The sequence below is a fragment of the Marinobacter koreensis genome (assembly GCF_023156285.1).
GTDB lineage: Bacteria > Pseudomonadota > Gammaproteobacteria > Pseudomonadales > Oleiphilaceae > Marinobacter > Marinobacter koreensis.
In genome coordinates, this window is sequence record NZ_JAKZAJ010000003.1 from 606,831 (window position 1) to 633,007 (window position 26,177).

The 26,177-nt window shown below is 52.9% G+C and carries 19 protein-coding genes, 1 other RNA gene, 3 pseudogenes and 1 riboswitch; of the genes and pseudogenes, 15 read left to right on the forward strand and 8 right to left on the reverse strand.

Going from position 1 to position 26,177, the window contains the following annotated elements; translation table 11 throughout:
* From recR to MLD04_RS11120, 5 genes are all read right to left on the reverse strand, one after another.
* Window positions 1-603, reverse strand: coding sequence for a recombination mediator RecR (gene recR / locus MLD04_RS11100; RefSeq protein WP_248158171.1), 603 nt, complete (start codon window positions 601-603; stop codon window positions 1-3).
* 35 nt (window positions 604-638) lie between these two features.
* A complete protein-coding gene (locus MLD04_RS11105; protein ID WP_008938503.1) occupies window positions 639-962 on the reverse strand; it encodes a YbaB/EbfC family nucleoid-associated protein in 324 nt (107 codons plus the stop codon).
* 3 nt (window positions 963-965) lie between these two features.
* Window positions 966-2,888: a DNA polymerase III subunit gamma/tau gene (gene dnaX / locus MLD04_RS11110; protein ID WP_248158173.1), complete on the reverse strand. Its 1,923-nt coding sequence runs from the start codon at window positions 2,886-2,888 to the stop codon at window positions 966-968.
* A 145-nt stretch (window positions 2,889-3,033) separates the two neighbouring features.
* An RNA gene (gene ffs, locus MLD04_RS11115) (signal recognition particle sRNA small type) lies at window positions 3,034-3,130 on the reverse strand.
* 101 nt (window positions 3,131-3,231) lie between these two features.
* Window positions 3,232-3,981, reverse strand: coding sequence for a 2OG-Fe(II) oxygenase (locus MLD04_RS11120; protein ID WP_248158175.1), 750 nt, complete (start codon window positions 3,979-3,981; stop codon window positions 3,232-3,234).
* A 115-nt stretch (window positions 3,982-4,096) separates the two neighbouring features.
* Between MLD04_RS11120 and MLD04_RS11125 the strand changes: the two genes are divergently transcribed.
* The 13 genes from MLD04_RS11125 (at window position 4,097) to MLD04_RS11185 (ending at window position 23,190) form a co-directional block, all read left to right on the forward strand.
* Entirely contained in the window at window positions 4,097-5,017 is a 921-nt protein-coding gene (locus tag MLD04_RS11125) for a D-hexose-6-phosphate mutarotase (protein WP_248158176.1), read from the forward strand.
* Between the two features lie 13 nt (window positions 5,018-5,030).
* The gene (locus MLD04_RS11130; RefSeq protein ID WP_248158178.1) at window positions 5,031-5,846 is read left to right on the forward strand and encodes a lysophospholipid acyltransferase family protein; all 816 of its coding nucleotides are present in this window, start codon (window positions 5,031-5,033) and stop codon (window positions 5,844-5,846) included.
* Window positions 5,846-6,793 (forward strand): SDR family oxidoreductase, encoded by a 948-nt coding sequence (locus MLD04_RS11135; RefSeq protein ID WP_248158181.1) that lies wholly within the window; start codon window positions 5,846-5,848, stop codon window positions 6,791-6,793. The genes MLD04_RS11130 and MLD04_RS11135 overlap by 1 nt, the downstream gene beginning before the upstream one ends.
* A 50-nt stretch (window positions 6,794-6,843) precedes the next feature.
* Window positions 6,844-8,988, forward strand: coding sequence for an XrtA/PEP-CTERM system histidine kinase PrsK (gene prsK, locus MLD04_RS11140; RefSeq protein WP_248158183.1), 2,145 nt, complete (start codon window positions 6,844-6,846; stop codon window positions 8,986-8,988).
* A 135-nt stretch (window positions 8,989-9,123) separates the two neighbouring features.
* Window positions 9,124-10,497, forward strand: coding sequence for a PEP-CTERM-box response regulator transcription factor (gene prsR / locus MLD04_RS11145; protein WP_345799617.1), 1,374 nt, complete (start codon window positions 9,124-9,126; stop codon window positions 10,495-10,497).
* A 41-nt stretch (window positions 10,498-10,538) separates the two neighbouring features.
* On the forward strand, window positions 10,539-13,166 hold the full coding sequence (locus tag MLD04_RS11150) for a tetratricopeptide repeat protein (RefSeq protein ID WP_248158185.1): 2,628 nt from the start codon (window positions 10,539-10,541) through the stop codon (window positions 13,164-13,166).
* Window positions 13,167-13,357: 191 nt separating this feature from the next.
* A riboswitch (cyclic di-GMP riboswitch) is annotated at window positions 13,358-13,440 on the forward strand.
* Window positions 13,441-13,482: 42 nt separating this feature from the next.
* Window positions 13,483-14,253 carry a PEP-CTERM sorting domain-containing protein gene (locus MLD04_RS11155; protein WP_248158186.1) on the forward strand — a complete coding sequence of 257 codons (771 nt, stop codon included), beginning with the start codon at window positions 13,483-13,485 and terminating at the stop codon, window positions 14,251-14,253.
* Window positions 14,254-14,371: 118 nt separating this feature from the next.
* Window positions 14,372-15,859: an exosortase/archaeosortase family protein gene (locus MLD04_RS11160; RefSeq protein ID WP_248158189.1), complete on the forward strand. Its 1,488-nt coding sequence runs from the start codon at window positions 14,372-14,374 to the stop codon at window positions 15,857-15,859.
* Window positions 15,860-15,864: 5 nt separating this feature from the next.
* Window positions 15,865-18,465, forward strand: coding sequence for an RIFT barrel domain-containing protein (locus MLD04_RS11165; RefSeq protein WP_248158191.1), 2,601 nt, complete (start codon window positions 15,865-15,867; stop codon window positions 18,463-18,465).
* On the forward strand, window positions 18,465-19,055 hold the full coding sequence (locus MLD04_RS11170) for an acyltransferase (RefSeq protein WP_248158193.1): 591 nt from the start codon (window positions 18,465-18,467) through the stop codon (window positions 19,053-19,055). Before MLD04_RS11165 ends, MLD04_RS11170 begins: the two co-directional genes overlap by 1 nt.
* Before the next feature lie 12 nt (window positions 19,056-19,067).
* Window positions 19,068-19,997: a glycosyltransferase gene (locus MLD04_RS11175; RefSeq protein WP_248158195.1), complete on the forward strand. Its 930-nt coding sequence runs from the start codon at window positions 19,068-19,070 to the stop codon at window positions 19,995-19,997.
* Window positions 19,998-20,171: 174 nt separating this feature from the next.
* Window positions 20,172-22,001 carry a hypothetical protein gene (locus tag MLD04_RS11180; RefSeq protein ID WP_248158197.1) on the forward strand — a complete coding sequence of 610 codons (1,830 nt, stop codon included), beginning with the start codon at window positions 20,172-20,174 and terminating at the stop codon, window positions 21,999-22,001.
* Window positions 22,002-22,065: 64 nt separating this feature from the next.
* On the forward strand, window positions 22,066-23,190 hold the full coding sequence (locus MLD04_RS11185) for a glycosyltransferase family 4 protein (RefSeq protein ID WP_248158198.1): 1,125 nt from the start codon (window positions 22,066-22,068) through the stop codon (window positions 23,188-23,190).
* Between the two features lie 116 nt (window positions 23,191-23,306).
* Here the strand turns inward: MLD04_RS11185 and MLD04_RS11190 are convergent, their stop codons facing one another.
* Window positions 23,307-23,483 (reverse strand): hypothetical protein, encoded by a 177-nt coding sequence (locus tag MLD04_RS11190; protein ID WP_248158291.1) that lies wholly within the window; start codon window positions 23,481-23,483, stop codon window positions 23,307-23,309.
* A 135-nt stretch (window positions 23,484-23,618) separates the two neighbouring features.
* Here MLD04_RS11190 and MLD04_RS17770 point away from each other — a divergent pair.
* Both MLD04_RS17770 and MLD04_RS17775 read left to right on the forward strand, forming a co-directional pair.
* Window positions 23,619-23,666, forward strand: a pseudogene (locus MLD04_RS17770) (hypothetical protein); the annotation flags it as partial.
* Between the two features lie 157 nt (window positions 23,667-23,823).
* Window positions 23,824-24,128: pseudogene (locus MLD04_RS17775) on the forward strand (DDE-type integrase/transposase/recombinase); the annotation flags it as partial.
* 148 nt (window positions 24,129-24,276) lie between these two features.
* Here the strand turns inward: MLD04_RS17775 and MLD04_RS11200 are convergent.
* Both MLD04_RS11200 and MLD04_RS11205 read right to left on the reverse strand, forming a co-directional pair.
* A pseudogene (locus MLD04_RS11200) lies at window positions 24,277-24,438 on the reverse strand (transposase); the annotation flags it as partial.
* A 202-nt stretch (window positions 24,439-24,640) separates the two neighbouring features.
* Entirely contained in the window at window positions 24,641-26,083 is a 1,443-nt protein-coding gene (locus MLD04_RS11205) for an oligosaccharide flippase family protein (protein WP_282451839.1), read from the reverse strand.
* Window positions 26,084-26,177 lie beyond the last annotated feature (94 nt).

Here is a 26,177-nt window from a genome sequence, read left to right on the forward strand (position 1 = left end):
CTATTCGGAAAGGGGTTTACGACCGCGAAATGCGTGGGTCAGAGTAAAGCCGTCGACATAGCCGAGTTCCCCGCCAACGGGAATGCCATGGGCCAGCCGGGTAATCAGGATGTCGGTGCCGTCGAGACGATCGGAGATATAGTGCGCGGTCGCCTCGCCTTCCACCGTCGGATTGGTGGCCAGGATGAGTTCAGTGACACCCTCTTCCCGAACCCGTTTGAGCAGCCGTTCGATGCCGATTTCTTCCGGGCCGACGCCATCAATCGGCGACAGGTGCCCCATAAGCACAAAGTAGCTGCCCCGGTAATCGCCGGCCTGTTCGATGGCGAGGAGATCCGACGGACTTTCGACCACGCACAGGGTTCCGTTGGTGCGCTCCGGGTTCTCACAGATACCGCAGAGTTCCGTGTCGGAGAAATTCTGGCACGATTCACAGCGCCTTACCCCGTCCATGGCGTTTCGCAGGGCATCCGATAGCCGGGAACCACCCGAGCGACCGCGCTCGAGCAAATGAAACGCCATTCGCTGCGCCGTTTTCTGCCCAACGCCGGGCAGGCACCGCAACGATTCAACCAGTTCGTCTACCAGGGGACTGAAAGCCATCCACTAACCTCGGGATTGCGACGTCAAGTCAGCCATCAAAATGGCATCTTGAAATCGGACGGTACGCCCAGACCGGACATCATGCCGGACATCTTCTCTTTCTGGTTGGCCTCCACGCGACGAACCGCATCGTTCACTGCCGCTGCCAGGAGGTCTTCCAGGATTTCCTTCTCCTCGGACATCAGGGAGTCATCGATGTCCACCTTGCGCACATCGTGGCGGCCATTCATGGTGACCTTCACCAGACCCGCGCCGGATTCGCCCGTGACTTCCGCCTTGGCGATCTCTTCCTGGGCCTTCTGCATTTCTTCCTGCATCTTTTGGGCTTTTTTCATCATGTCGCCCATGTTATTGAACATGTCTTATCTCCTGCTCAGTTCTATGGGCCGGATACTGTCTTCGACCACCCGTGCCTCAAAACGTTCTACGATGGACTTCACCACCGGATCCTGGCGAATGGCCTCTTCGGCCGCTTGCTGCCGGGCCTGTCTCTGCCGTTCTTCATAGGCCGCCGGCGTGTGAGGGCCAGGATCACCGGGCCTTATATCCAGTTGAATGGCGTCGCCAAAGCGCTTTCTCAAGGCAGCAAGGATTTTTTCCTCATGCCTCGGGTTCAGCAGGCGGGCATGCCCTTCATCGATGGTTAATACGATGGTGTCGGCGTTGCGGGCCATGGCGCCGTGACTGGCCAGGTTGCCCGGCATGCCCACGATGCCCAGATCCCGAAAATCCCGTTCCCAGACAAACTCACCGTCGGCTCCATTATCGGGCACGGCTTCGTCCTGCCGGAGCGCGGCCTCCGGTTCAGGTTCCGGTGCCACGGCGTCCGGCCTGTCAGCCTGTTGTGACGGCTCTGGCTCTGGCTCTGGCTCTGGCTCTGGCTCTGGCTCTGGCTCTGGCTCTGGGTATCCAGCGTCTGCGCCGGCATCCAGGCTCGCAAGCCACTCGTCGTTGTTTGCACCCTCATCGACCGGAGCCGTTTCCTCGGTCATCGCAGGTGGCGGTTCCGACATTGATTCCGGTGTGGGAACCGGTTCGGGAGCGGCCGGCGCTGGCTGTGGTTCGGGAGCCACCCGAGCCTCGGGTACTGCCTGAGCCTCAGGCGCAGTCTGCGGTGCCGGCGCAGGCTCGGGTTCATCCCGGGAGTCGCCGCGAGCAACCTCGCCCCCCGAACTGACCGCCGGCGGGGCACGGCGATCCGACCCGGGCCGGAACGCGAGCATCCTCAGCAGGGTCATTTCAAAGCCCATCCGGGCATCGGGCGTAATGTCCAGATCCTTCCGGCCAAGCAGTGCCGCCTGATAGAAAAGCTGGGCGTCCTCGGCGCTAAGCCGGCGAGCCAGGGCCTGAACCTGTGCGGCATCGCCCAGGGCATTATCCGCACTGCCCGGGACCACCTGCTCCATGGTAACCCGATGAAAAAGCGACAGCAGATCCGCCAGAATCACACTGTAATCCGGCGCATAATCCGAAATGCGGGCAATTTCTGACAACAGGCCGGGGCCGTCCCTTTCGACCAGGGCGTTCACAATCTTTTCGATGTCCCGCTGGTCAATGGTGCCGAGCATGTTGCTGACATCCGCTGCCGCCAGCTTCTGGTTACCAAACGCGATGGCCTGGTCGGTCAGGCTGAGCGCATCCCGCATACTGCCGTCCGCCGCCCGGGCCAGCAGCCACAGGGCCGGCTCCTCAAACGGAATGCCTTCGGCTGCGAGCACATGGGATAGATGACCGGCAATGTGCTCCGGCGTCATGCGCTTCAGGTTGAACTGCAGACACCGGGACAGAACCGTCACCGGCAGCTTCTGGGGATCGGTCGTCGCCAGCAGGAATTTGACGTGATCGGGCGGCTCCTCAAGGGTTTTGAGGAACGCGTTGAACGATTGATTGGTGAGCATGTGCACCTCGTCAATGAGGTACACCTTGTAACGACCGCGGGTGGGCGCGTACTGAACGTTGTCCGTCAGCTCCCGCATATCATCGACGCCCGTTCGAGAGGCTGCATCGATCTCGATCAGATCGACGAAACGCCCTTCCTGGATTTCCTGACAGCTGGAGCACTCGCCGCAGGGATGCGGGGTGATGCCGGTCTCACAGTTGAGGCAACGGGCGAGCAGCCGGCCGATGGTGGTTTTACCAACCCCACGGGTACCGGTGAACAGATAGGCGTGGTGCAATCGCTGGTTTTCGAGGGCGTGGATCAGTGCCTGAAGCACGTGTTCCTGACCCACCATGTCTTCGAAGGTGCGGGGACGCCATTTACGGGCAAGTACCTGGTAGCTCATGTTCCATCAACTGCTGTAAAAATGGGCTTAACCTTAGCATGGACCCGCTTTGATAAGAAGCAAAGATGAGTGCTGAACGCCGGACATCGCGCTCGAAACGGAGAGTATCTCAGGGACTGGGAACAGCGGGGAAAACTGGGGGTGACCCCATCAGCAAATCTCCGGCACACATATCCACCGCTGCGGCTGCTCCCTTCCGGGCCTGACCGGGTTCACGGTTTCATGTTGCGGAGGCACCAATGGGGCCACCATAACGGCGTTTCGGGGTTTCCCTCGAAAGCGGCGCGCATATTAGCAAAAGGGTTCCGGGACTACAACGGAAAATCGAGCTACGCCCGGAAATCTAAAGGGGGAGCGGCACTTCATCCTGCCGGAACCAGCAGGCAAGACTGTATCGCGTGCGATTCGCCGGCAGTACCTCGTGGGGTATCTCTTCGCTCATGAACAGCACCATCCGCCCCGCTTCGGGCAGGACCAGTCCGCACACTTCGCTGTCGCTGTCCTGGTTGAACACCTGCAACTCACCTCCGTCATCCGCAGACCAGTCCTCATTCAGATAGAGCACCAGGCTGACCACCCGGGAAGCACGCCCCTGGAAGCTGTCCAGATGGCGCTTGTAGAAGTCACCGGGGTGGTAGGTGGCGTAGTGCGTCTCAAACCGCTTCAGACCGAGAAACAAACGCTGATTCAGCCCTTGCTGGATGGCGCCCAGGAACTCGAACAGTTGTGACTGCGGCGCGGTGAAGCCCTGAAGCCAGGCAATCCGGTCGCGACGCACCGACCGATCCCGGACCAGATCGGTCCCCCGGCCAATACCGGCGCGCTTCATCGCATCCGTCCGATCGAGAATCGCGACCTCCTCCCTCAACGCCTGAATCAAGGGATCGCCAAGGCGTTCGCGGACATCAAGGGACATCCAGCCCGATTCGCTGAGGCCGGAGGCAAGCTGGTCAAGCCACTCATCAGAAACCGGAGCAGGCACTGAATTCGCGTTATCGAAAACCTCGACGTCACTGCCGGCAACCGCATCCATAAACTGCCCGGTCGAGTTCAGAACGGGAGGATGTATCGGTGTTACTTTGGGCTGGTCCATGGCGCGTCTCCTCAAAAATCGACGCTATTTTAGGCACAATTCTCGCCGGACGGTCAGTTTTAATTTACTCTGGTCATAAGCAGATACACTTAACCAAGCCGTAAGTCGATCCTCCATGTCAGAGAGCAGTCATCGCCCCTCCCGGGCATTGTCGCCAGGACAATGGTCGTTCACCCGTTGGGCAACCATTGGCCATCTTGAAGCACTGGTTATTCACCATCCCCTGTTTCGGGCAACCCTGTTCCTGCAGGGCGCACACCTCACGCATTTTGCCCCCAGCGGCGAACCGGAGTGGCTCTGGCTCAGTGAAACGGCCCGATTTGAACCGGGCCGTGCCATCCGTGGCGGTATTCCCGTCTGCTGGCCCTGGTTCGGTAGTCCGCAGAAAAATCCCCCGGAAGTGCGAAAGCGCATCCTGTCCGAAAAGGCCCACGGCTTTGCCCGAACCGCCCTTTGGAAGCTTGAGGACGTGCGCGAAAGCGCCCACGAGATCGAAATCAGCCTGTCTCTGGATGCCAATGAAGACTTTGCCGAGGAATGGCAAGGCCGGGCGCTGGCGCTGCTGACGTTTCACTTTTCGGTTCGGGGCTGCCAGCTGGCGCTCACCACCACCAACCTGTCAGATGAGCCTCTGGCATTCAGCCAGGCGCTCCATACCTACCTGCCCACCTCGGACATCACCTGCACGCGGGTTCTGGGGCTTGGCTACAGCCAGTACATCGACACCCTCGACAACTGGGAGTACAAACCACAGGAAGGGCCGGTGTACTTCGATGGAGAAACCGACCGGATCTACGAGAGCGGCGAACCGTTAAAGGTGGTGACACCCGGGAGCAGCCGCCGGCTCACGCCCGTTGGCAGCGATTCAACGGTGGTCTGGAATCCAGGCCCGGAAAAGGCCCGAACTCTCTCGGATTTTCCGGATAATGCCTGGAAGACCATGCTCTGTGTCGAAACCGCCAATGCAGCGGGCGACTACCGCGTGCTGAATAACGGACAAAGCCACACCCTGGGTGTACTCATCGGACGCAAATAATCGTGGAGAAGGAATGAGCCTGGCCACCTACCTGAAGTCGAAACTGATCCCTGCGGACATCGACAAACACATCAACCGCATCCGCAAACCGATCGGCTCGCTGGGCTACGATCCCTGGGGCTACAACAACGAGGCCATCAAATACGGCTTCGCCCTCACCCGGCAGATCTACGAAAAGTATTTCCGCGTGGAAGCCCATGGTGTCGAACAGGTTCCGGCTGAAGGACCGGTCCTGATCATCGCCAACCACAGCGGGCAGCTTCCGATCGACGGGCTCCTGATTGGTTATGCCCTTGCCTCCCGGCCCGAACAGCCGCGCATCCCAAGGGCCATGATCGAACGGTTCTTTCCAACGGTTCCCTGGCTCGGCAACCTGCTCAATGAGATGGGGGCGGTACTCGGGGATCCGGTCAACTGTGCAAAGATGCTCGCCAACAACGAAGCAGTCATCGTGTTTCCGGAGGGGATCCGGGGTTCCGGAAAGCTGTACAAAGACCGCTATCAACTGAAGCGCTTCGGGAACGGCTTCATGCACCTGGCAATGAAGTACAACGCGCCGATCGTGCCGGTTGGCGTGGTGGGATGCGAAGAAACCATCCCGGCCATCGCCAACATCAAACCGCTGGCCAAAGCGCTTGGCATTCCGTATGCCCCGGTCGCCCTGCCCGCGGTGCTGCCCGCCAAGGTGCACCTGAATTTCGGAGCCCCCATGTATTTTGACAACACGGAAATTCCCGAAGAACTGGTGACCGAACGGGTCGAGACGGTGAAGGCCGAAATCAGCCGCCTGATCGATAAAGGACTGAGCGAGAGGAAAAAGCTGTTCTGATGACGACTCCAAAACGCCCACATATTCTGGTCACCGGTGCCGCCGGGGCGCTGGCCCAACAGGTCATCGACCAACTCCGGGACACCTGCGATCTCGTTGCCGTGGATTTCCGCGAACAGGTCTACCTGGGCGATGACATCCCCAGCTACTGCATCGACTTCAACAAGCGCGTGTTCGAGGACCTGTTCCGGCGTTACCAGTTCGATGGCGTGATCCACCTGGGCCGGATCCAGTCCAGCCAGCTCACCCGGATGCGCCGCTACAATGCCAACGTCCTGGGCACGCAGAAATTACTGGACCTGAGCCACAAGTACGGCATCAAACGCGTGGTGGTGCTCTCCACATACCACGTCTACGGAGCGGTGGCCTACAATCCGGCCCTGATCGATGAGTCCGCGCCACTCAAGGCCGCGGGGCTCAGTGCGGATCTGGTGGATTCGGTAGAACTGGAGAACCTCGCCAACATCTACCTCTGGCGTTATCCGGACCTCAACATCACCATTCTGCGCCCCTGCAATATCGTCGGACCGGGCGTCCGGAACACCATGAGTACACTACTGGCGAGCGAGCGTGCCCCGGTGCTGGCGGGCTTTTCGCCGATGATGCAGTTCATTCACATCGACGACATGGCCGATGCCATCGTGCTCGCCTACAAGAAGCCGGTCCGTGGCGTCTTTAACGTGGCGCCCCAGGACTGGGTGGCGTACCAGCACGCACTGCGCCTGTGCGGGTGCAAACGTATTCCGATCCCGTCCATCCCCCCGATTGTGCCCAGCCTGATCCTTCGAACGCTCAATATGCGGCGTTTTCCGTCGTATCTCATGGCGTTTTTCAAGTATCCTGTAGTAATCGACGGCAGAGCCTTCGCCCGGGAGTTCAACTTCAAGCCCAGGCGACCGCTGCAGGAAATTTTCCGTTTCTACCGGAACAACAAGAGCCCGGTGTAGCCACCTGACAAGACGTCGGGGACCAGTCGGGCAAAGCGCAGGAAGCGAACATGCTCAGTGATTTCAGCCTGATCAGTTACGGTGCGGCAACGCTGGCCTTCGGCCTGCTGGCCATGCTGGTTGCTGCGCGTTACCTGAGACGGGACGTCGACCAGGCACTGTTCCTTGCCGGGCTGGTATCCACCCTGTGGGCCGGGGCACTGGTGACCCAGAGCCTCTGGGGCGCGCCGGGGTTCACCATCCGGTACCTGCTGGAGCTGCTCCGGGACGGGTCCTGGATCACGCTGTTGTTTGCCCTGCTACGGAACGCCTCCCGGCAAGGCAACGCCCACACCCAGCTACGCAAACTTCTCGGAATCTCGACATTCTCTCTCATCGTACTGCTGGTTGGATTTGCCGTCCTCGAATTCGTGCTTAGCTGGCAAATCCTGAGCGGCAAAACCAAGGTCCTCGGCCAGATCGTTCTGACGCTGCTGGGGCTGTCGCTGATTGAGCAGATCTGGCGCAACTCTCCCAGTTTTGGCCGCTCCAGCATCAAATACATTTGCATCGGCATTGCCACGATCTTTGCCTTCGACTTTTTCATGTACGCCGATGCCCTGCTCTTTGGCCACGTGGATGCCGCTTTCTGGAACGCCCGAGGCCTGGTCAACGCACTTCTGGTGCCGCTGTTTGCGGTTAACGTGGTCAACACCCGCAAACAGCCCGTGGATTTTCAACTCTCCCGGTCCGCTGTATTCCACGCCGGCACCCTGGTGTTCGCCGGCGGATATCTCCTGTTCCTGGCCATCGGCGGCTACTACGTGCGCATACTCGGTGGTGACTGGGGCGATGCCCTTCAGGTACTTTTCCTGACCATCGCCCTGGCCTTCCTCGCCACACTGGTTCTTTCCCGGCGGCTGCGGGCCAAACTCATGGTGCTGATCAGCCAGAATTTCTTCGACTACAAGTACGACTATCGTGACGAATGGCTGAAGATGACCCGGGAACTGGCCAATGTCAGTGACGACCCACCGCTTCCAGTACGCGTCATCCGAATCCTGTCAGGGCTGGTGGAGAGCAATGCCGGCGCCGTCTGGGTCAAGGACGAACAGGGCGCCTATTCCCTGAAATCGTCCGTAAACCTGTCCATGCCCAAGTTCACCAGCATAGATGGCGATTGCGAGCTGGTCCGCCTGTTCGAAGAGCGGGAATGGATCGTGGACCTGCACGAATACCGGGCCGACCCTCTGAGCTACAATCTGCTCGAAATTCCGGATTCGATCGCAAAAATCCCAGAGGCCTGGCTGGTCATTCCGCTCTATCTGGGCAACGATCTCTACGGCATCGCCATGATTGGCAACTCGTATGCCAAAGTCGAGCTGAACTGGGAAAACTTCGACCTGATCAAGGTCGTTGCTCGCCAGTCCTGCAACCTCCTTGCCCAGGCGGATGCCCAGCATCGACTCTCCCGGGCCATGCAGTTCGAGGCGGTCAGCAAAGCCTCTGCATTCATGGTGCACGACCTGAAAACGCTGATCGCCCAGCTATCCCTGCTGGTCAAGAATGCGCCAAAGCACCGGAACAACCCCGCCTTCATCGACGACATGATCAACACCACGGAGCATGCTGTTCGCAAGATGTCCAACCTGGTCGATCACATCCGGAAGCCTGCGGGCCTTGAAGATACCGACTACCAGAGCATCGATCTGAGTGAGCTTGCACGCGGGCTCGTTACCCAATACAGCCATCAGTCTCCAGCCCCGACGCTGGTGGGAAATCCGCTCCCTGCGATGGTACGTGCGGATTACGAACAATTGCGGAGCGTGCTCGGCCATCTGATACAGAATGCGCAGGATGCCACACCACCTACCGGCGAAATCACCCTGAACGTCAAACGTGCCCGCGGCAGCGTGGTGCTTTTCATCCAGGACACCGGCAGTGGCATGAGCGAAGAGTTCATCAATACATCGCTGTTCAAACCGTTTGAAAGCACCAAGGGATTGACCGGCATGGGCATTGGCGCCTATCAGGCCCGGGAATACGTTCAACAACTGGGCGGGAATATCGACGTAACCAGCGAGCCCGGGGTGGGCTCGTGCTTCACTGTGCGCATTCCGCTTGAGGCGGTGGATACCGACACCACTTTCAAACCGTCAGATTCCACGGAATGGTCAATGACTGGCACAGGAAGCCCGGCCAAAGACGTCAATTAGTTGGCGGTTTTCACGTTTAATCCAACTGATCATTGCAAACTGCCAATGTTCAGTTAAGAATCAGGTGTAAGGAACCATCGAAACAGGCTGTTTCGATGCCATAACAGAGTACATAACAAGGGATTTGTTGCAGTTGTGACCAGACGACTACTGATCGTAGAAGATGATCCGGGCCTCCAGAGTCAGATGCGCTGGTGCTTCAGTGATGAACTGGAGGTGACCGTTGCCTCCGATCGTGAATCAGCGCTGGCAGCATTGAGACGTACCGAACCGGATGTTGTCACCCTCGACCTCGGCCTGCCACCCGATCCAGGGGGTGCCACGGAAGGGTTTGCCCTGCTGGAAGACATTCTCAAACTCGCGCCGATGACCAAGGTTATTGTCGTCACCGGCCGAGAAGATAAGGAAAATGCCGTCCGTGCCATTGGCATGGGTGCGTCCGATTTCTACCAGAAACCCCTGGATGCGGACATTCTGACGTTCGTTGTGAATCGGGGATTTCGCCTGGCCGAGCTGGAACGGGAAAACCGGGATCTGGCCAGCCAACGGAACGGCACCAGCATTAAAGGCATTGTCGCCGCCAGTCCTCAGATGCTTGCCATTTGCCGCACACTTGAGAAAGTGGCGCCTACCGACGTCACCACGCTGATCACCGGAGAAACCGGTACTGGTAAGGAGCTACTGGCTCGAGCGCTGCACGATCTCAGCCCCCGTGCCGACAAGCCCTTCGCGGCCATCAACTGTGCCGCCATTCCCGAAAACCTGCTGGAAAGTGAGCTGTTTGGCTTCGAGAAAGGCTCCTTCACCGGAGCGACCCAGAGCAAAAAGGGTAAGATCGAGAGTGCCAATGGCGGCACCCTGTTTCTGGACGAGATCGGTGATATGCCCATGGCGTTGCAGGCGAAACTGCTGCGTTTTCTCCAGGAACGTATGGTCGATCGCGTAGGCTCCATCAAGCCAATCCCGGTGGATGTTCGAGTGGTGTGTGCGACCCATCGGGATGTCCGGCAACTGATCGACAGCGGCGATTTCCGGGAAGACCTTTATTACCGGATCAGTGAAATCACGCTCGACGTGCCTTCATTGCGCGAGCGGGACGGCGATGCCCTTTTGATCGCCCAACACCTCCTGAAGACACTCGGCAAGCAGATGGACCGCACCAACCTCGCATTTACCGAGGAAGCGATCAGCGCCATCAACAGTTACAGCTGGCCTGGCAATGTCCGGGAGATGATCAACAAGGTCAAGCGGGCGACCATCATGGCGGACGGAAAGCGCGTGACGGCCGAGGATCTTGAGCTGAGCTCCGGAGAAGCCCTCAATGGCGGGCACATCAATCTCCGCCAGGTGCGGGAACAGGCTGAACGGCAGGCAATCCTTCAGGCGTTACAGAGTTCCTCATTCAATATGGCCCAGGCAGCCCGCCTGCTCGGGGTGACCCGTCCCACACTGTATAACCTCACTGACAAATACAAGATCAGCACCACAGCTGAACCATCAGAAGTATGAGTACCGCCCTGCCACGGACGGAAAGCTCGGGGAGTAAATCAATGAAAACAGGGAACACCAGCTCAGCAGTCTCCAGAATCGTACTCGCTCTGACACTGACCCTTCCGCTTCTTGCCGGCTGTAACAATCAGCCGGACGATTCCGAGGCGGCGTCGCACATCAATCGGGCCGAAACCTACGCCGACCAGGGCCAATATCGATCCGCGCTGCTTGAGGTCAAAAACGCCATCCAGATGCAGCCCGATAACGTCGACTACATTGTGCAGCTTGCCGAGCTTTACCTGGACATCGGTGCCAACAAACAAGCGTCGGAACTGCTGGAACCCTGGCTCAAGGATTTTCCGGATACGGTCGCCCTGCCCTTGGCTCGCGCCTATGTCAATCAGGGCAAGCACCTCTCTGCAACCGAAACCCTGGCCCTTCACAAGCCAGCATCTCCAGAAGAGCAACTGGAGGCGGACCTGATCCGCGCGGAGGCGCTTCGCCGGTCGGGACAACTGGCCGAGGCGCTGGCACTTTACCAGAACCTTGCCACGTCCAACCCGAGCAATGTTGCTGCCATCAGCGGCCTCCTGAACACCCAGATCAACCTGAACCAGAACACCACCGCGGTCCAGACGGCCGACGACTGGCTCAGCAAGCAAGGGACGAACGTAGAGGTTCTCTACTGGAAGGGTATTGCCCAGTACCGACAGAACAACCTGGATGCGGCAGCTGATACCCTGACCAATGCTGTCGGCGAGGTCCCCAGCTCGGACGTGTTCCTACCGGTACGTCGAGATGTACTCTCCGCGCTGTCACGAGTGCTGACAGAACAGGGCCGTATCACCGAGGCGCAGGTGTACAACAAGATTCTCGCGGAAAACATGAACACCGAAGCCCGTGCCCAGGCGGAAGCCGCCATCGCGGCTATCAAGGATGGCAAGATCGACGAAGCCAAAAAGATTCTCCGGGATATGCTCAAACTGAACCCCGACAACCAGTCTGCCGCATTGATCCTCGGCACCCTGGAAGCCGGCTCCGGCGAACTGGATGAAGGTACGCAGCTCCTGACCGAAAACCTGGATCCGGAGACCACGCCGACGCAATTTATCCGCGCAGCGACCATGGCCCAGATCGACAAGGGCCAACGGGAAGAAGCCCTCAAAACCCTGAGCCGAGCGATCGAAGCCCGGCCGGACGATAACGAGCTCCTGGCCATGCATGGCATCCTGGCACTGAGCCTCCCCGAACACGCCAAAGAAGGCATCACCAGTTTGAGCAAGGTTCTGGCCAACGAACCCGATCGGGTCCGATTGCGGCTTGCCCTTGCCCGCCACTACATCGGTGTTGATCAACCGGAGCAGGCACTCGCGCAACTGCGGATGGCATTCACCTCAAACCCGGCAGACTGGGCAACCACCGGCACCTACCTGAACCTTCTGATTCAGCAGGGCGAGAAAAAGGAAGCGACTGAGATTCGGGACTCCCTCCTCAATGGTTATGCCGACGAACCCCAGGCAATCCTGCTTGCCAGCATGGCCGATGCACGGCTGGGCAATGTGGACAACGCCGTTACACGACTGGCAAAACTGGTGGACCAGAAGCCCGAGCTTCAGGCTCCCATGGTTGCCCTGGCCACGCTTTACGCCCAGACCGGCAAGACATCCCAGGCCGTTGAGCTTCTGGTAAAAGCGGCGCTGATTACACCGAACGCCATACAGCCACTGCAGCAGGCCGGCCAGCTATACGCCCGGGACCACGACATGAACCAGGTAAAAGCCTGGCTCGGCAAGGTGGCGGACGCCCATCCGCCGCTGAAGACCAACGCTGACATCCTGCAGGCCCTGATCAACATCAGACAGGGCAATCTGGCGGACGCCCGCAAGCTGCTTGACCGGCACTCGGATCCCGACAGCGCGCCACTCAAACGCGCCAATGGCCGGCTACTGGTCGCTGAAGCCCGCGCTGCCGCCAACGCCAAGAACTGGGACGAGGCCCGCGGTAAAGCCGCCGAAGCCATTGCCCTGGAACCGGAGAACCTTGGTTTCGCGTTACTCCCCGTAGGGCTTTTGCAGATGCAGGAAAAATACGACGATGCACTCAAGGCCCTGGATGGCGTGGAAACCAGCTTCGGAAACCAACCCGCTGTCATTCTCTCCAGGGCCACCCTGCTTCAGGCAAAAGATGGCAAGGACGAAGCCTACAAATATCTGCTTGACCAGTGGAAGGCCACCAAAAACACCCGCTTAATGCCCTCCCTGGTGGGAGTGGCCCGGGCAACGTCGCCTTCTGATCTGGACATGCTGACCAGCGAATGGCTCAGTGCAACTCCGGAAAGCCCTGCCGCCCATATGGCAAGGGCCGAGTGGCTCATGAACCAGCAACAGAATGTGGCCGCCAAAGCCCAGTATGAAGAAGTTCTCAAGCGCCAACCGAACAATGCCAAGGCACTGAATAACCTCGCCTGGATGCTACGGGAAGACGATCTGGAGAAAGCCGGGGAATACGCCCAAAAGGCCAGCAAATTGGAGCCAAAGAACCCCGCTATTCTGGACACCTATGGCTGGATCCTGCACCTGAAGGGAGACCACCAGAACGCACAAAAGTACATTGAACAGGCTCTGGCACTGGCACCTGGTAACGCCGATATCGAGGCACATCTCGATACCGTCAAACAGGCAATGTAAAGCAACCTGACAACCCGCCTACATCCACGATAGTTAAGGGGCCGATGAATCCGGATTCATCGGCCCCTTTCGTTAAGCTTGTCGATGTTTTTTACACTCATCGTCGGGCGCCCACTTAAACTCCCATATATTCAATTAGTTATAAATTGGCACGGAACTCGCATTAACCAGTGTGAGGATCGGGGCGATTCCCGGTCGGATGCCAAACCACTCGCGAGGGTGGGACGGAAAGCCAAGGATCTCTAGAACAAGAAGAGACAGCCTGGTTGCAAAGCGCACTACAGGGAATTAGAGCTAAACAACCGGAGAAAGACCCATGAAACTCACAAAAACGCTGCTTGCACTCAGTCTTGGCGCGTTTGCGGCTACAGCTGGAGCGAATACCACCGTTTCTACCAATAGCCTGCAGAACGGCCTCGACGCACTGACCGAAGGCGGCGCCTTCTATGACGTGAACAATGATCAGTACAATCCGGATGAAGTCTGGCAGATCACATCTTCAGGCGCATCCGTTAACCGGCTGATCTTTGAATTTGCTGGCTTCGAGGCTTCCGCTCAGTTTGGGATTTATGACCTGAACGACACAAACAACCGCCTGATGATTTTCGACGGATCGGCTTGCGGCACAGCCGACACAACCTGCACTCCGCAGGGGAACCTCGAGTTGCTGGTGGATGGCGCCGGTTATCAGTTCAGCACGCTGAGCGGTGGCGGTTCTGCAACCTTCTCGTCTGACAGCTTTGGCTACTATCTCTCTTCAGGAGATGGAACATTCTTTTCACAGTCTGCGCTGAATGCCGGTATCGCTGATGCGAACCATAACAACACCACGGATCACATGATTGCATTCCGCGGTGATGACGCAACACGTCTGGATATCAATGGCGGCACAAGCTACAAGACTTTCAACTCTGGTGAGTTCATTCTCGCCTGGGAAGACTTGATGTTCCCGAATTCTGACTACGACTATTCCGACTTCGTAGTCCTGGTCGAGTCAGTACTGCCAGTCCCCGAGCCAGGCACATTGGCTCTGCTGGGCCTCGGCCTGGCCGGCCTCGGTGCTGCGCGCCGTCGCCAGAAAGCCTGATTCAGGCCTTCGAAAAAAGCCAGCTTCGGCTGGCTTTTTTTATGTCTCGATACGCTATGTAATGTCATAATAATAAACAGTATCCTGAGCAAAGGATGTTTTATCAGGCGTGCTGACGATGTTAAGGAAGACTCTCGATCATTTGCCCTTCTCCCGGCCCTACCTCCTGGTTACGGGGATCGGTCTACTGCTGTTTTATCCCACCTGGCTCCGGCTCATTGAACGCTGGCTCGCCTTCGATCAGGTGCTGGCACACGGTCTGTTTACTGCGCTGATTTTTATCGGCCTTTTGCTTATCCATCCGCCACGGAACCCGGCTGACAAGCTTACTTCGAGGTCCGGAAAAACAAACTGGCTCGCCGGTACAGTGTTTATCCTCGTCGTGCTGACCTGGGGAATCCTTGAACTGGTTCGTATTGATACCCTGGCTTTTCTGATGCTACCGGTTGGTCTGGCTTCTTTTGCCTGGGTTCTGCTCGGTAGCCGGCCGGCGTGGCGATTTGTTCCCTATCTCTTTTTGCTGTCCCTCTCGCTACCGGTCTGGGCGGATTTCGTGCCCTTTCTGGTCAGGCTCGCCAGTCTGGTCGTCAATCAAACCGTGCATCTTTTCGGAATGACGGTCTTGGTAGAGGGCAACAGCATCAGCCTTCCGTATGGTCGCCTTGTGATTGCCGACGGGTGTTCCGGCATCCGGTACTTTGCGATTGCCATTCTTCTGGGCACCATGGTTTCCATTCTGAACGATGCAAAGCTCAAAGACTGGACACTGACCCTGGCTACAGCAGCCTTTCTGGGACTGCTGGCAAACTGGGTTCGAATTATCATCCTGGTGATCGTAGCCTATGAATCACGGATGCAGAGCGATCTTCTGACGGACCACGAGACCATGGGCTGGCTCGTTTTCGCTGGATTTGTCCTACCCGCGCTCTACTTCTCGCCAGTCCGCCGGCGTTCGCAGTCCACCGATCACAATGCCACGGTCAACATCCAACGTCGGGGTATAGGTTTTGCCCTCATTGCGATCGTGATCGGACCAGTGGCAGTTGCAATGGCTAACTCCATCAGCCATCCCCTTCCGGAATGGACGCTGAAGGACCCAGGGTTCACCGTAGCGCCATCAGAGAGCCTTCCGATCAACCTGGAATACCCGGACCGGTTCCGCCACAGCGTCTGGCAAGATGCCGGGACGTGGATTTCCGTGGCACAGTCAATCAAAGAGCATAATGATGAGAAGCTGGTGCCCTATTTCCATCCTCCCATCCGGAGTGGCAACTGGCAGATAGAAAAATCCCTGGATCACGGAATCCGAATCTATCGCAACCTGTATTCAAGGGAACAGGTGGTTGTCTGGCAATGGTTCCAGCTCGGTCGCTACGAGACAGATTCCTACCGAAAAGCGAAACTGTTGCAGATCCCCGCCATGCTCAAAGGCTATCGCCGGTTTGCTGTCATCACGGTACAGCGGCCCTGCACAGAGCGCGCCTGCCAGAGAGAACTTGAGGGCCTGAACGCATTAAGGCCCAGGCTGACCATCACGTCACAGCGCGATGCAGGCAGTGGGAGTGTGGCCACCACGCATCAATTTTCGGACCAGAGCCAGAAGTAATGCCAATGGACGCAGTACAGATCTGCCTCGCAGAAGACCGGGGAATCCATCATCTCGACGAACTGGTCCAGGTGGGCGTGCCACTGGTACGGGGAGCCATATTTGCCCCAAGAAATGTCAGGCTGACAGACAATGATCAGCCTGTGGTTTTTCAGGCCTCTCCCACCGTCTTCTGGCCTGATGGCAGTATCCGCTGGCTCACAGTCTCCTTACTGACATCCCTGCAACCCAACGAGACCAGAACCCTTGCCCTCCACACCGACGGTGGGCCAGCGCAGTTGCCCGAATGGACACCGTCCTATACCAATACTGACAACTCCCTCAGGCTTGAGCTTGGATCGAATTCGGTCGAATTGCGGCATGGAACTCTGGCCTGGCAATCCCGGGGTGATGGAGAGGAGCCTGAGGGGCACTATCGCGTATGCCTGTCGGATAGTACCCATGCAACGCCCTCCATCAAGGAGGCCCAACCCTGGCGCGTGCTTGAACAGGGGCCGGTATATACCCGGGTGCAATCCGAGGGCGAATGGGCGGACGATCAGGGAAACCGCTTTTCCAGGTATCGATGCACCCTGACCTTTTTCAACCAGGGCAAGACCCTCGCCGTCGACTTTTGCATCCACAATCCGAACCGCGCCAGGCATTCAGGTGGGCTGTGGGATCTTGGTGATCCGGGATCGATTCATTTCCGATCCCTCGACATCATCGCCGAATTTCCCGAAATGCAGACCTCATGGGTGAAAGAACGACCCGAAGAAACACCCTATTTCCAACCCGACGAGGCAGCGCTGAAGCTCTACCAGGATTCGAGCGGCGGAGAGAACTGGCAAAGCCGGAATCACATTGACGCAGAGGGAAACCTGACAACCCGCTTTCGCGGCTATCGCCTGTATTCCGGTGCAAACCCGATTCGCGAAGGACTCAGAGCCGAACCGATTATAGGGCTGCAGGGCAAGTCGATCGGCGCACAAGCCAGCGTGAAACAGTTCTGGCAGAACTTCCCCAGCGCCCTGAGTGCAAGGGGCCAGGAACTGCAAGTCGCGCTGTTTCCGGCAGACTCGGCGACGCCCTATGAATTACAGGGTGGCGAACGAAAAACCCAGACCGCGTATTTTAACCTGACAGGTGACAACAGCGCCCTGGACTGGACACAGCACCCAATCGTCCCGGTCATTCCCGCCGCTCATTTTGAACGCGCAGAGGCCTTCCCATGGTTCAAAGCAGATGCGCAACCGGGCCCGCTCGAAGCGCTCCTCCGCCAGGGGATAGACGGCCCCGACAACTTTTTCCAAAAGCGCGAAGTTATTGACGAGTATGGTTGGCGCAATTTCGGGGACGTCTTTGCAGATCACGAGACGCTCTATCAGAAGCCCGGCGAAGCGCCCTATATTTCCCACTACAACAATCAATACGACGCGATCTACGGCTTTGCACGGCAGTTTGCCCTGACCGGGGACCGGCGCTGGTTTGAGTTGATGGACGACCTGGCACGCCACGTCACCGACATTGATATCTACCACACCGAGGAAGATCGCGCGGAATACAATAACGGGCTGTTCTGGCACACCGACCATTACCTGGACGCTCATACGGCCACACACCGCACCTTCAGCCGGCACAACGATACGAGTTCCACACCGGGGCAAACGGGGGGTGGTCCCGGCGCAGAACATTGTTACACGAGCGGACTTCGCTACCACTACACAATGACCGGCGAGCCTGCTTCCAAAGAAGCCGCCTTGGACCTTGCGGCTTGGCTGAAAACAGCCCATGAGGGAGTTGGTGGGCTGCTGGAACAGATACTTCTGGTCAAAAAGAACGATCTGCCAAAGTTCAAAGCCCTGCTCAACCGTGAGCGCCCGACGTCACACCGCTACCCATTCACTCGTGGCACCGGGAACTACATCAACGCGATGCTGGACGCCTGGCTGCTGACCGGTAAACCCGAATGGATGAATCAGGCCGAGCGAGTGATACAGGCAACGATCCACCCTGCCGATAATATCGAAAAACGGAATCTGCTCGACGTAGAAACCGGTTGGCATTACCTGGTTCTGCTGTCCGGCCTTATCAGATACCTGTGCCTCAAACAGGAACTTGGACAGAGGGATGAACACTACACCTATTCCAGGGATTCGCTTATTCACTACACCCGCTGGATGATAGAAAACGAAAAGCCATTTCTGGAAAACCCGGACATCCTCGAGTTTCCCAACGATACCTGGACAGCTCAGGACATCCGGAAAGCCATGATTGTGTTTCAGGCCCGCGAATTTGATCGTCCGTTAGCGAAGGCCTACACCGCAAAGGGTGACGAATGGCTGGAGCATGTTGTAGCAAGATTACAACAGAGTCAGGAGGCCCATTACACCCGGATTCTGGTCATCCTGATGCAAAACCACGGCTCTCAATCGCAAGCCTTTTTCGCACTCAAGCAACCTGAAACGGAATCGGAGCAAAGTAACCGGCGATACTGGCATCCAAACGAGCCACGCCTGACGTGGACTGGTATCGCCCTTCGAGTGCTGGGACGACTGACGAAAGGACTGTTGAACTTCAACCCCGCCCGGGAAAAGAACTGGCTCAACGCGAGGTTGGATCGCTGATGAATATCCGCCATGGAATCAAACGAACCGTCAAAACGGCCTTTCTGATAGTTGTTGCGCCTCTCTATGTGCTCTACAGAATGTTAAGCCTCTTCGGAAGCAAAGACGGAACCTTCCAGTCTTTTTCCCAACTGATCAGCCTCATTCCCGGCAAAACCGGCATCTATATTCGGGCGGCATTCTATCGTTTCGCGTGCATAGACACCTCGGATGATATTTCCATTGGCTTTCTTACAATTTTCTCTCACGCAGATACTACAATAATGAAAGGCGTATACGTTGGTCCACAGTGCAATATTGGCAAATGTACAATTGGCCAAAACACATTAATAGGTAGTGGCGTTCATATTCTAAGCGGTCGAAACCAACATAAATACACAGACCTCCAAACGCCCATTAAGGAGCAAGGCGGATATTTCGAAAAAATATGCATAGGAGATGATTGCTGGATAGGTAACAACTCTACTATTTTAAAATCAGTTGGCCCCCAATGCATTATAGCTGCCGCAAGTTTAATTATTGACGAGACGGGAAGTCAAGAGATCCTTGGTGGGAACCCAGCAAAAACACTACGTTATCGTTCAAACTGAAAGTGCGAAATTATGATCAGCTTTATAATTCCAGCTTTAAACGAAGAATCGAATATACAAGTCTGTATAAGGTCTATCCGCCTTGCTATGCAAACCAAGGCTCATGAAATTATCGTTGTAGACAATGGATCCGACGATCGGACTGTAAGCGTTGCAAGTGCTATGGGTGCAAGATGTCTAAGCAAACCAAATGTTAATGTTTCAGAATTAAGAAACACCGGCGTTCTTCATAGTCTAGGAACTAACTTAGTTTTTATTGACGCCGACGTCTATCTTTCAAAGGACTGGCTTTTTGAATTTAAAAATTTCTTACGAAACGTATTCGATAAAAGATACTTCATAACAGGAAGCAGATGCCTGTTACCAGATTCCTCATCATCTTTTATAGAGAAAAATTGGTTTTCCAATCTTGAAAATTCAAATTCGTCTTATATCAATAGCGGTCACTTAATAACCACAAAAAAATGTTTCCAGAAAATTGGTGGCTTCAACCGCAAACTGGAAACTGCAGAAGACTATGACTTTTGTCTCAGAGCAAGCCAACTAAAAATTGACATCCTCGAGAACAAAAAATTGATTGCCTACCACACCGGATATCCAACCACCATTAAAAATTTTTTTCTTAGAGAATGCTGGCATGGCAAAAATGACATTAGCTCTTTTCGTAATTTCATTAATTCTAAAACCGCTCTCGCCAGTATCACAAACTCTATCCTCGTTGTATATTTTATGGCCTCAGCGATATTTAAAAGCTCATATGAATTCTTAATACCTTTATTATTGATAATTATACTAACCATATCATTATCTATAATTAAATTTAAATTTCGTTCCCTACCAAATACGATTTCAACAGCGATCTGCTTTGAAATCTACTTATTAGCAAGGTCAGCATCATTTTTCACACCTAATAGGAGGCCGGCAGCTCGCTCGAATAACTAATTTCCGCGCGCAATAAACAAAATGTTTGTATCCATAGCAGAGACAACCCATTACTCCAGAATAGCAATAACCACTAATTTTAATGATCTAGCCATACCAAACAAAAGCGTATAACACACAGGGAATTTAGAACTATACTTTATTCAACTCACCATGATAAGAATGAGGCCGAAAATGTTGAGCACTTCGTTAAATATCTCATTACCTAGATTTTTTGTAGCGGCGCTGCTTATGTTTTGCGTGATTCCTTCGGCCTTGGCTCTTCAGCCTAAACTGGCTTTTAGTGATCTAATTTCGGGGCCGGATGTGGGACTGGGAGATCCTCGTGGTAGCGGGGTTGTCGTAACCGTTTGGGGACAAAACCTAGGATCAACTCAAGATGAGTCAAAAATCGAATTTTGCGACTCAACGTCAGTTTGTCGCAAAGGCTTTGTCTTCTACTGGAAAAATGCAGACGGAAATCTTCCTTCTGGGCCTTCAGATCTCTTTAAATCGCATAGAATGCAGGAAATCGCTTTTTCTATTCCAAAATCCGCTCCAGGTGCTGGAGAAATTAAAGTGACCGTTAACAATCAAACAAGCCAATTACCGTTCACGGTCAGAAGTGGCAATATTTATCACGTAATGAAATCTGGAAACGATGAGGCAGGCGACGGCTCATTCAGCTCTCCTTGGGCTACCGTAGCGAAGGCCGATGGAATCGCAACCGCTGGAGATACAATATATATACACGATGTAGATACCTACGGAGACAACCAAACCGGTCGTGTTTTTTACAACAATAGAGGATTCAAAGCAAACACAAAAAATCAGTTTGTTTATGCGTCCTACCCAGGGACAAGAGCTAGGCTATACGGAAAGATTGGCGTACATATGTATTTAACCACTGGAATAGTTTCTTCGAAACTGAGTGTATTTACGTCGAATTGTCCGGATGAAACCTTAGACGGGTGCGTCGAGCGAGGGACCGTCGGCATAACTCCAAGTGATTGGGGACGGGTTATAGGAAATGAGTTAACAGATAGGCCCGGAATGTGCTCAAGTGGGCAGGCGGGAGCAATAAGCGGTGGCATTGACCATGTGGAAGGCGCTAAGGTATTTGGCAACTATATTCATGACTATGGTTGTCCGAGAACCGGAAAACTTCATCACACAACGTATTTCACAATAAGAGATAATCAAAATGATAAAACTATAGCCTCTTGGGAATTGGGCTGGAATTTCCTAATAAATAATCACGCAAAAAATGGATTACATTTTTATGACGAAAACGTTGGATCAGGTACCGAATGTGGCGATCTATCAACAAACATGCGCATTCATGATAACGTAATCCAAAACCAAGGCGGTGCCGGAATTCAGGTAGAGTCTGCGTGCGGGTGGACTCAAAACACTTACATCGAAAATAATATTTTAATAAATGTAGGGTTACCCATAGACACCGATTGTTCATTTAATTGCGGGAATGTTAGCTCCGCTATTGTAGTCGGAGACCAGACCGACCATGGTCTACTCGGTAACGTTTATATTTCGAATAATACCGTTTATGGCTGGGATTCTAAAAAACAAACAGATACACTCGCTGCATGCATCGTATTACGAGGCTCAGGAGATTCAGCTAAAGTTTTCTTTAATGATAACATCTGTACTAATTTTCATGATTCCGAGTTTGTTAAAACCCACAGCTTTAGCCCCTCAGTCGATCATTCTGACAACATTTCCGGATCCAATAATATATTTTATATTGCGAACTCAAGTTTGAACAATTCAGGCAGTGTTCCAAGTTCATTTGACCGATCCATATTCTCCGACCCCTTAATCAGTCTATATAACTCTTTAATTTCAATAGAAGAGGCGTCACCTGCACTCGGAAAGAGCGGATCATCCTTATCATTTGATATTTACGGAACCAAAAGACCGTCAAGTGGTTCCGCTTTGGGTGCTGTAGAATACAAGTCGCTTTCTACCCCCCCTTCTCCGCCTGAATCTTTGAAGGTAGATTAGATAATAGGTGAATTAATAGAATTAAGAATGCTCTCTCTAAATACATAGATTTGGACAACGGAAAATGATAAGAGTTGGAATTACAGAACTTCATGGAATTGCGCAAGAAATTATGGCCAATCCACCGGAAGGGATCGAGTACGTTGAAGTGAAAAGTAAGAAAAAGTGGACTGACTTCTTTATTCGAAGTCCTGCAAAAGGTGTGCTAAATTTCTTTGAGGGCGAAGATTGTGATATTCTAGAAGCGCCGCTTTTCCCTATTCTAACAAATAAGCCCTGGATTTATACCCCCGCCCGCTTTTCAGGAGCAACTAGCTTCACGTTCTTGGGAATGCCAATTCCTCCGTTTATTAAGGTATTCCTAGTCAAACTTCTGTTTAAACGTAAAAATTTCATTAAGCTCATCTTCAAAAGTGAGGCTGGTGCGAATACTCTAAAAACCTATGCAAAAATAACTGACGAAGACTTTTTGAAAAAGGTAGACATTGTCTATCCCTGCATGCGTCGAGTAGAAGATTCATTGGTTAGATATAACAAAAAAAACATTACCTTCCTATTTAGTGGTGATTTTTTTTTGAAAGGCGGCGCAAGTGTAGTAGATGCCTTCGAGAAATTGCAGAAGGAGTTTAATAATATAAAGCTTTATATTTGTTCATCACCTGATTTAAGAATAAAAAACAAGGAACTAAGAGATAGGTTTTTTTTGAAGATCTCGAGCAATCCAGATATAACTTTCGGTCCAGTTGACAGAAATACGATGTTGAATGAAATATTGCCGAACTCCGATGTGTTTGTTTCGCCTACCTTTCAGGAAGCTTTTGGCTTTGCTATTTTGGAGGCTTCCGCTTATGGTCTTCCAGTAATATCAACGAGGCATTTTGCTATTCCCGAGATTATCCAGGACAATGTCAGTGGTTTTCTAATCGAAACAGAGCAATACTCTTTCATAAAAAATGGAAAGGTTTGCATATTAAAAGATATTCCTGAGGATTTTCACAACTATCTTACCAATGAAGTATATTTTAAAATGAAATACTTTATTGAAAATCCAGAACAAATTGAAATAATGGGAAGATCTGGTCTTTCAATAGCTAGAGAAAAATTTTCTTTTGAGAAACGAAATCAGAAGATGAAATCTATCTACGAAAAAGGGCTAGAAGATTTTTTGGGCCATAATCGACTGACATGAATCTGAATTGCGAAAATTGAAATTAACTCTATCCTATCCGGGCTGGACGACGGAGAATAGGAACCTTATAAACTGTTGACCGGCCCAAGCCATCGTCTGCGTGTGCATTCATTTACCTAAGCTCCCCAGGTGCACATGGCATGCCCCAGCCTCAGATGGGCCATCTCAGAGGCCTTGGGGCTGACGCCACCGAGGGGATTATGGAGTCGAACCCGGCTATAAAACACCTCGATGTAGTCGAAAACATCAGCCTTGGCCCAGGGTACGTGAATCGCCACCAGCTTGCTAGACACCTTTCAGCCATAAAAAATGGCTATCAGAGAGGTGCCCATGAGCAGCATACGTTATCCTGAAGAATTTAAAATTGAGCGGTCCGTCAAGTGACGGATCGAGGCCACAGTGTGGCCCAAGTCGCCAATCGATTGCGGGTGACCACCCACAGTCTCAACGCCTGGATCAAGAAGTACGGCCTCGATGCCGGCCAGCGTCAGGCCAAGGCAGATGAACAAGCCGAAATTCGGCGGTTGCAGAAGGAGTCGAAACGCGACATCCTAAAAAAGCCGCGGCGTACTTCGCCAAACAGTCCGAGTGAGTTACGCCTCCATCGCAGAGCACAGATTACAAAAGACCTAATTGGATGCGCTGCTGATGGCCTTCTGGCGTCGCAAGCCGGCACATTCATTCGGATCAGGGCAGCCAATATACCAGCCATGACTGGTGTGCATTCCTCAAAGCACATGGTCTGGAGGGAAGTATGAGCAGGCGTGGCAATTGCCATGACAATGCTGTCGCCGAGAGTTTTTTCCAGTTGCTGAAACGCGAGCGGGTGAAGCGGAAAATCTACACGACTCAGCCAGGATGACGCCCGGGCCGATATCTTCGACTACATCGAGATGTTTTATAACAATCGACGCCACCATGGTTCTAAGGAGCATTAGTCGCCAGTAGAGTATGAGCAGAGTCACCACGAACGGCTGGAAAGTGTCTAAAGAACTGGTGGCGATCGATTCAATCTTTGATAAACCGGTACTTCACTCTGGCTCTCTAGCTAAGTCCCGAGCGGCCGTTTTAGAGGATATCCCGCTAGTCTTCGATCCGGCGCATCAAGGCACGCAGCCTAAAAATAACGCTCTTGGCTTCGACTAGTGCGGCAGCCTGTTGTTCATCAGACTTAATTGGCTTAACTGCCTTGACCCATTTGTAAAGGCTGTGAGCCGAAACTCCGGATCGCTTTGATACTTCGGCGACAATACACAATACTTCCCCGATCCGGCAGTTTTCAATGGCGTCTTTTCAATTGGTCAGTTATATTTGATAAGGAAAATTAAAACGATTGGTCAAACAATGGCCAACTGAAAGCTACGTTTCATAGCATAAACACATTAACCGTTTCGCTTTGTCACCCCTCTGAGTGTTTTACACTTTAAATGCGAAAATTTCATAATGAGTGTCACGTTTTAAAAAATATTTTATTAGCAATTTTTTTTATTTCCAAAAACAAAGGATTTTTAAATAAAAATAACAGTAATATCCAAAAAGGCGGCATAATTAAAGATATAGCTATTGCTGGCTTCCATGGCTGAGCCGTGTCAAATTCGTAAACTTTGGATATCAGAATTGTCAAAAGGCCACAAGCGCTCGCGATAACAAAATTGCTAGCATATTTTTTATAAAAATTTATTAAAGTCAATCCGATATACTTTTTTAATAAAACTGAAGTCAAGACAATTTCAAAAGCCCCACCTAAGACAAATACCTTTGAGATATCAAGGAGATTCGGTGCGGTCAAGATTACACCCACCGTAAGGGTAAAGAATATCAATAAATCTTTAAAAACCATGACTTTTTCATGATAAACTGCAACAAATGCGTCGTTTGCAAACCAATGTATTGAGCGAAAGCCAGCCCATAGCGCTAACCAAGATGCAAGTGGCGCTGCAGAGTCCCATTGGTCCCCAAAAAACAACCGTATTGCAGGTAAGCTTGCCACAGCCGAAACAGACAGAACGGGCAAAACCAACGCACCCAGTAAAACGGAAGACTTCGTATAGGCGTCCTCTATTAATCCTTCATCTCTTTTGCTTTGCGCTAGGTAAGGTAACGCTACCGGATTAACTCCCATTATTAATGTTTGGGATACAAATTGGATAAATCCCAGTCCGCGTGAAAATATCCCCACATCGAAAGTTGTTCCGAACTTACCAATCAACAAATCTGGCATGACTACTGTCGCTCGTTTTAAAAGATTGGCAGAAGAGTTAAACGCACCGAATTTTGCCACGACCTTCATGCCTGAAAAGGTCGGTACATAAGTCATGGAACTGGGCCTCATAAATATATTTATTATGATAAACTGAACCAAAACGCTAGATAGCTGACCAACAGCCAAACTTAGATAACTAAATCCAAAGAAAATCAAAACTAATGTAACTAAAAGGTTTGTAGATGCACTGAAAACTTGAAGCTTTAGCAACAACAAGAACCTTAAGTCTCTGGTCAATATAGAAAATGGTATGCTAATAAACGGGGCAAAGAAGAAGCCTATTGACAATATATAAAATAGGTTTTTTAAACCTTCAACGGAATAAAAGTCCGAAACATAAGGTGCTGAAATAATTATAGCGAGGCCCAGACTCCATGAAACAATAATTGTTAGTGCTAACGCTGACTTGATATTTTCCTTCGATAGGTTCCGTTCTCGTATTAGGAACTCCCCTGCGCCTAATATTTTAAACTCCGCCATTATAACTATAATCCCGCTAGCCAAAGCGTAAGTTCCGATTTCTTCCGGTGTCAACAAACGAGCCACAAGCATCGTAGATATTAGCCCGATAATAGTGAGCAAATATCTAGAAATCGATGAAAAAATTATTGCTGACCGAATGTTCGACATAAAAAATTGTGCCCTAAAGATTTATCCAAATATCAGCTTTCGACTTCTTTTCTTAAAAATCGGGCCTAAAATTTAATTTTAATAAAATATTCTG

Bases quoted from the DNA above. Each gene is read 5' to 3' on its own strand.
- MLD04_RS11185 (WP_248158198.1), top strand. From the start codon at position 22,066: ATGATAAGAGTTGGAATTACAGAACTTCATGGAATTGCGCAAGAAATT.
- dnaX (WP_248158173.1), bottom strand. From the start codon at position 2,888: ATGAGCTACCAGGTACTTGCCCGTAAATGGCGTCCCCGCACCTTCGAA.
- MLD04_RS11120 (WP_248158175.1), bottom strand. From the start codon at position 3,981: ATGGACCAGCCCAAAGTAACACCGATACATCCTCCCGTTCTGAACTCG.
- MLD04_RS11205 (WP_282451839.1), bottom strand. From the start codon at position 26,083: ATGTCGAACATTCGGTCAGCAATAATTTTTTCATCGATTTCTAGATAT.
- MLD04_RS11175 (WP_248158195.1), top strand. From the start codon at position 19,068: ATGATCAGCTTTATAATTCCAGCTTTAAACGAAGAATCGAATATACAA.
- recR (WP_248158171.1), bottom strand. From the start codon at position 603: ATGGCTTTCAGTCCCCTGGTAGACGAACTGGTTGAATCGTTGCGGTGC.
- MLD04_RS11165 (WP_248158191.1), top strand. From the start codon at position 15,865: ATGGACGCAGTACAGATCTGCCTCGCAGAAGACCGGGGAATCCATCAT.
- MLD04_RS11105 (WP_008938503.1), bottom strand. From the start codon at position 962: ATGTTCAATAACATGGGCGACATGATGAAAAAAGCCCAAAAGATGCAG.
- MLD04_RS11130 (WP_248158178.1), top strand. From the start codon at position 5,031: ATGAGCCTGGCCACCTACCTGAAGTCGAAACTGATCCCTGCGGACATC.
- MLD04_RS11135 (WP_248158181.1), top strand. From the start codon at position 5,846: ATGACGACTCCAAAACGCCCACATATTCTGGTCACCGGTGCCGCCGGG.
- MLD04_RS11125 (WP_248158176.1), top strand. From the start codon at position 4,097: ATGTCAGAGAGCAGTCATCGCCCCTCCCGGGCATTGTCGCCAGGACAA.
- MLD04_RS11180 (WP_248158197.1), top strand. From the start codon at position 20,172: ATGTTGAGCACTTCGTTAAATATCTCATTACCTAGATTTTTTGTAGCG.
- prsK (WP_248158183.1), top strand. From the start codon at position 6,844: ATGCTCAGTGATTTCAGCCTGATCAGTTACGGTGCGGCAACGCTGGCC.
- MLD04_RS11160 (WP_248158189.1), top strand. From the start codon at position 14,372: ATGTTAAGGAAGACTCTCGATCATTTGCCCTTCTCCCGGCCCTACCTC.
- MLD04_RS11170 (WP_248158193.1), top strand. From the start codon at position 18,465: ATGAATATCCGCCATGGAATCAAACGAACCGTCAAAACGGCCTTTCTG.
- MLD04_RS11150 (WP_248158185.1), top strand. From the start codon at position 10,539: ATGAAAACAGGGAACACCAGCTCAGCAGTCTCCAGAATCGTACTCGCT.
- MLD04_RS11155 (WP_248158186.1), top strand. From the start codon at position 13,483: ATGAAACTCACAAAAACGCTGCTTGCACTCAGTCTTGGCGCGTTTGCG.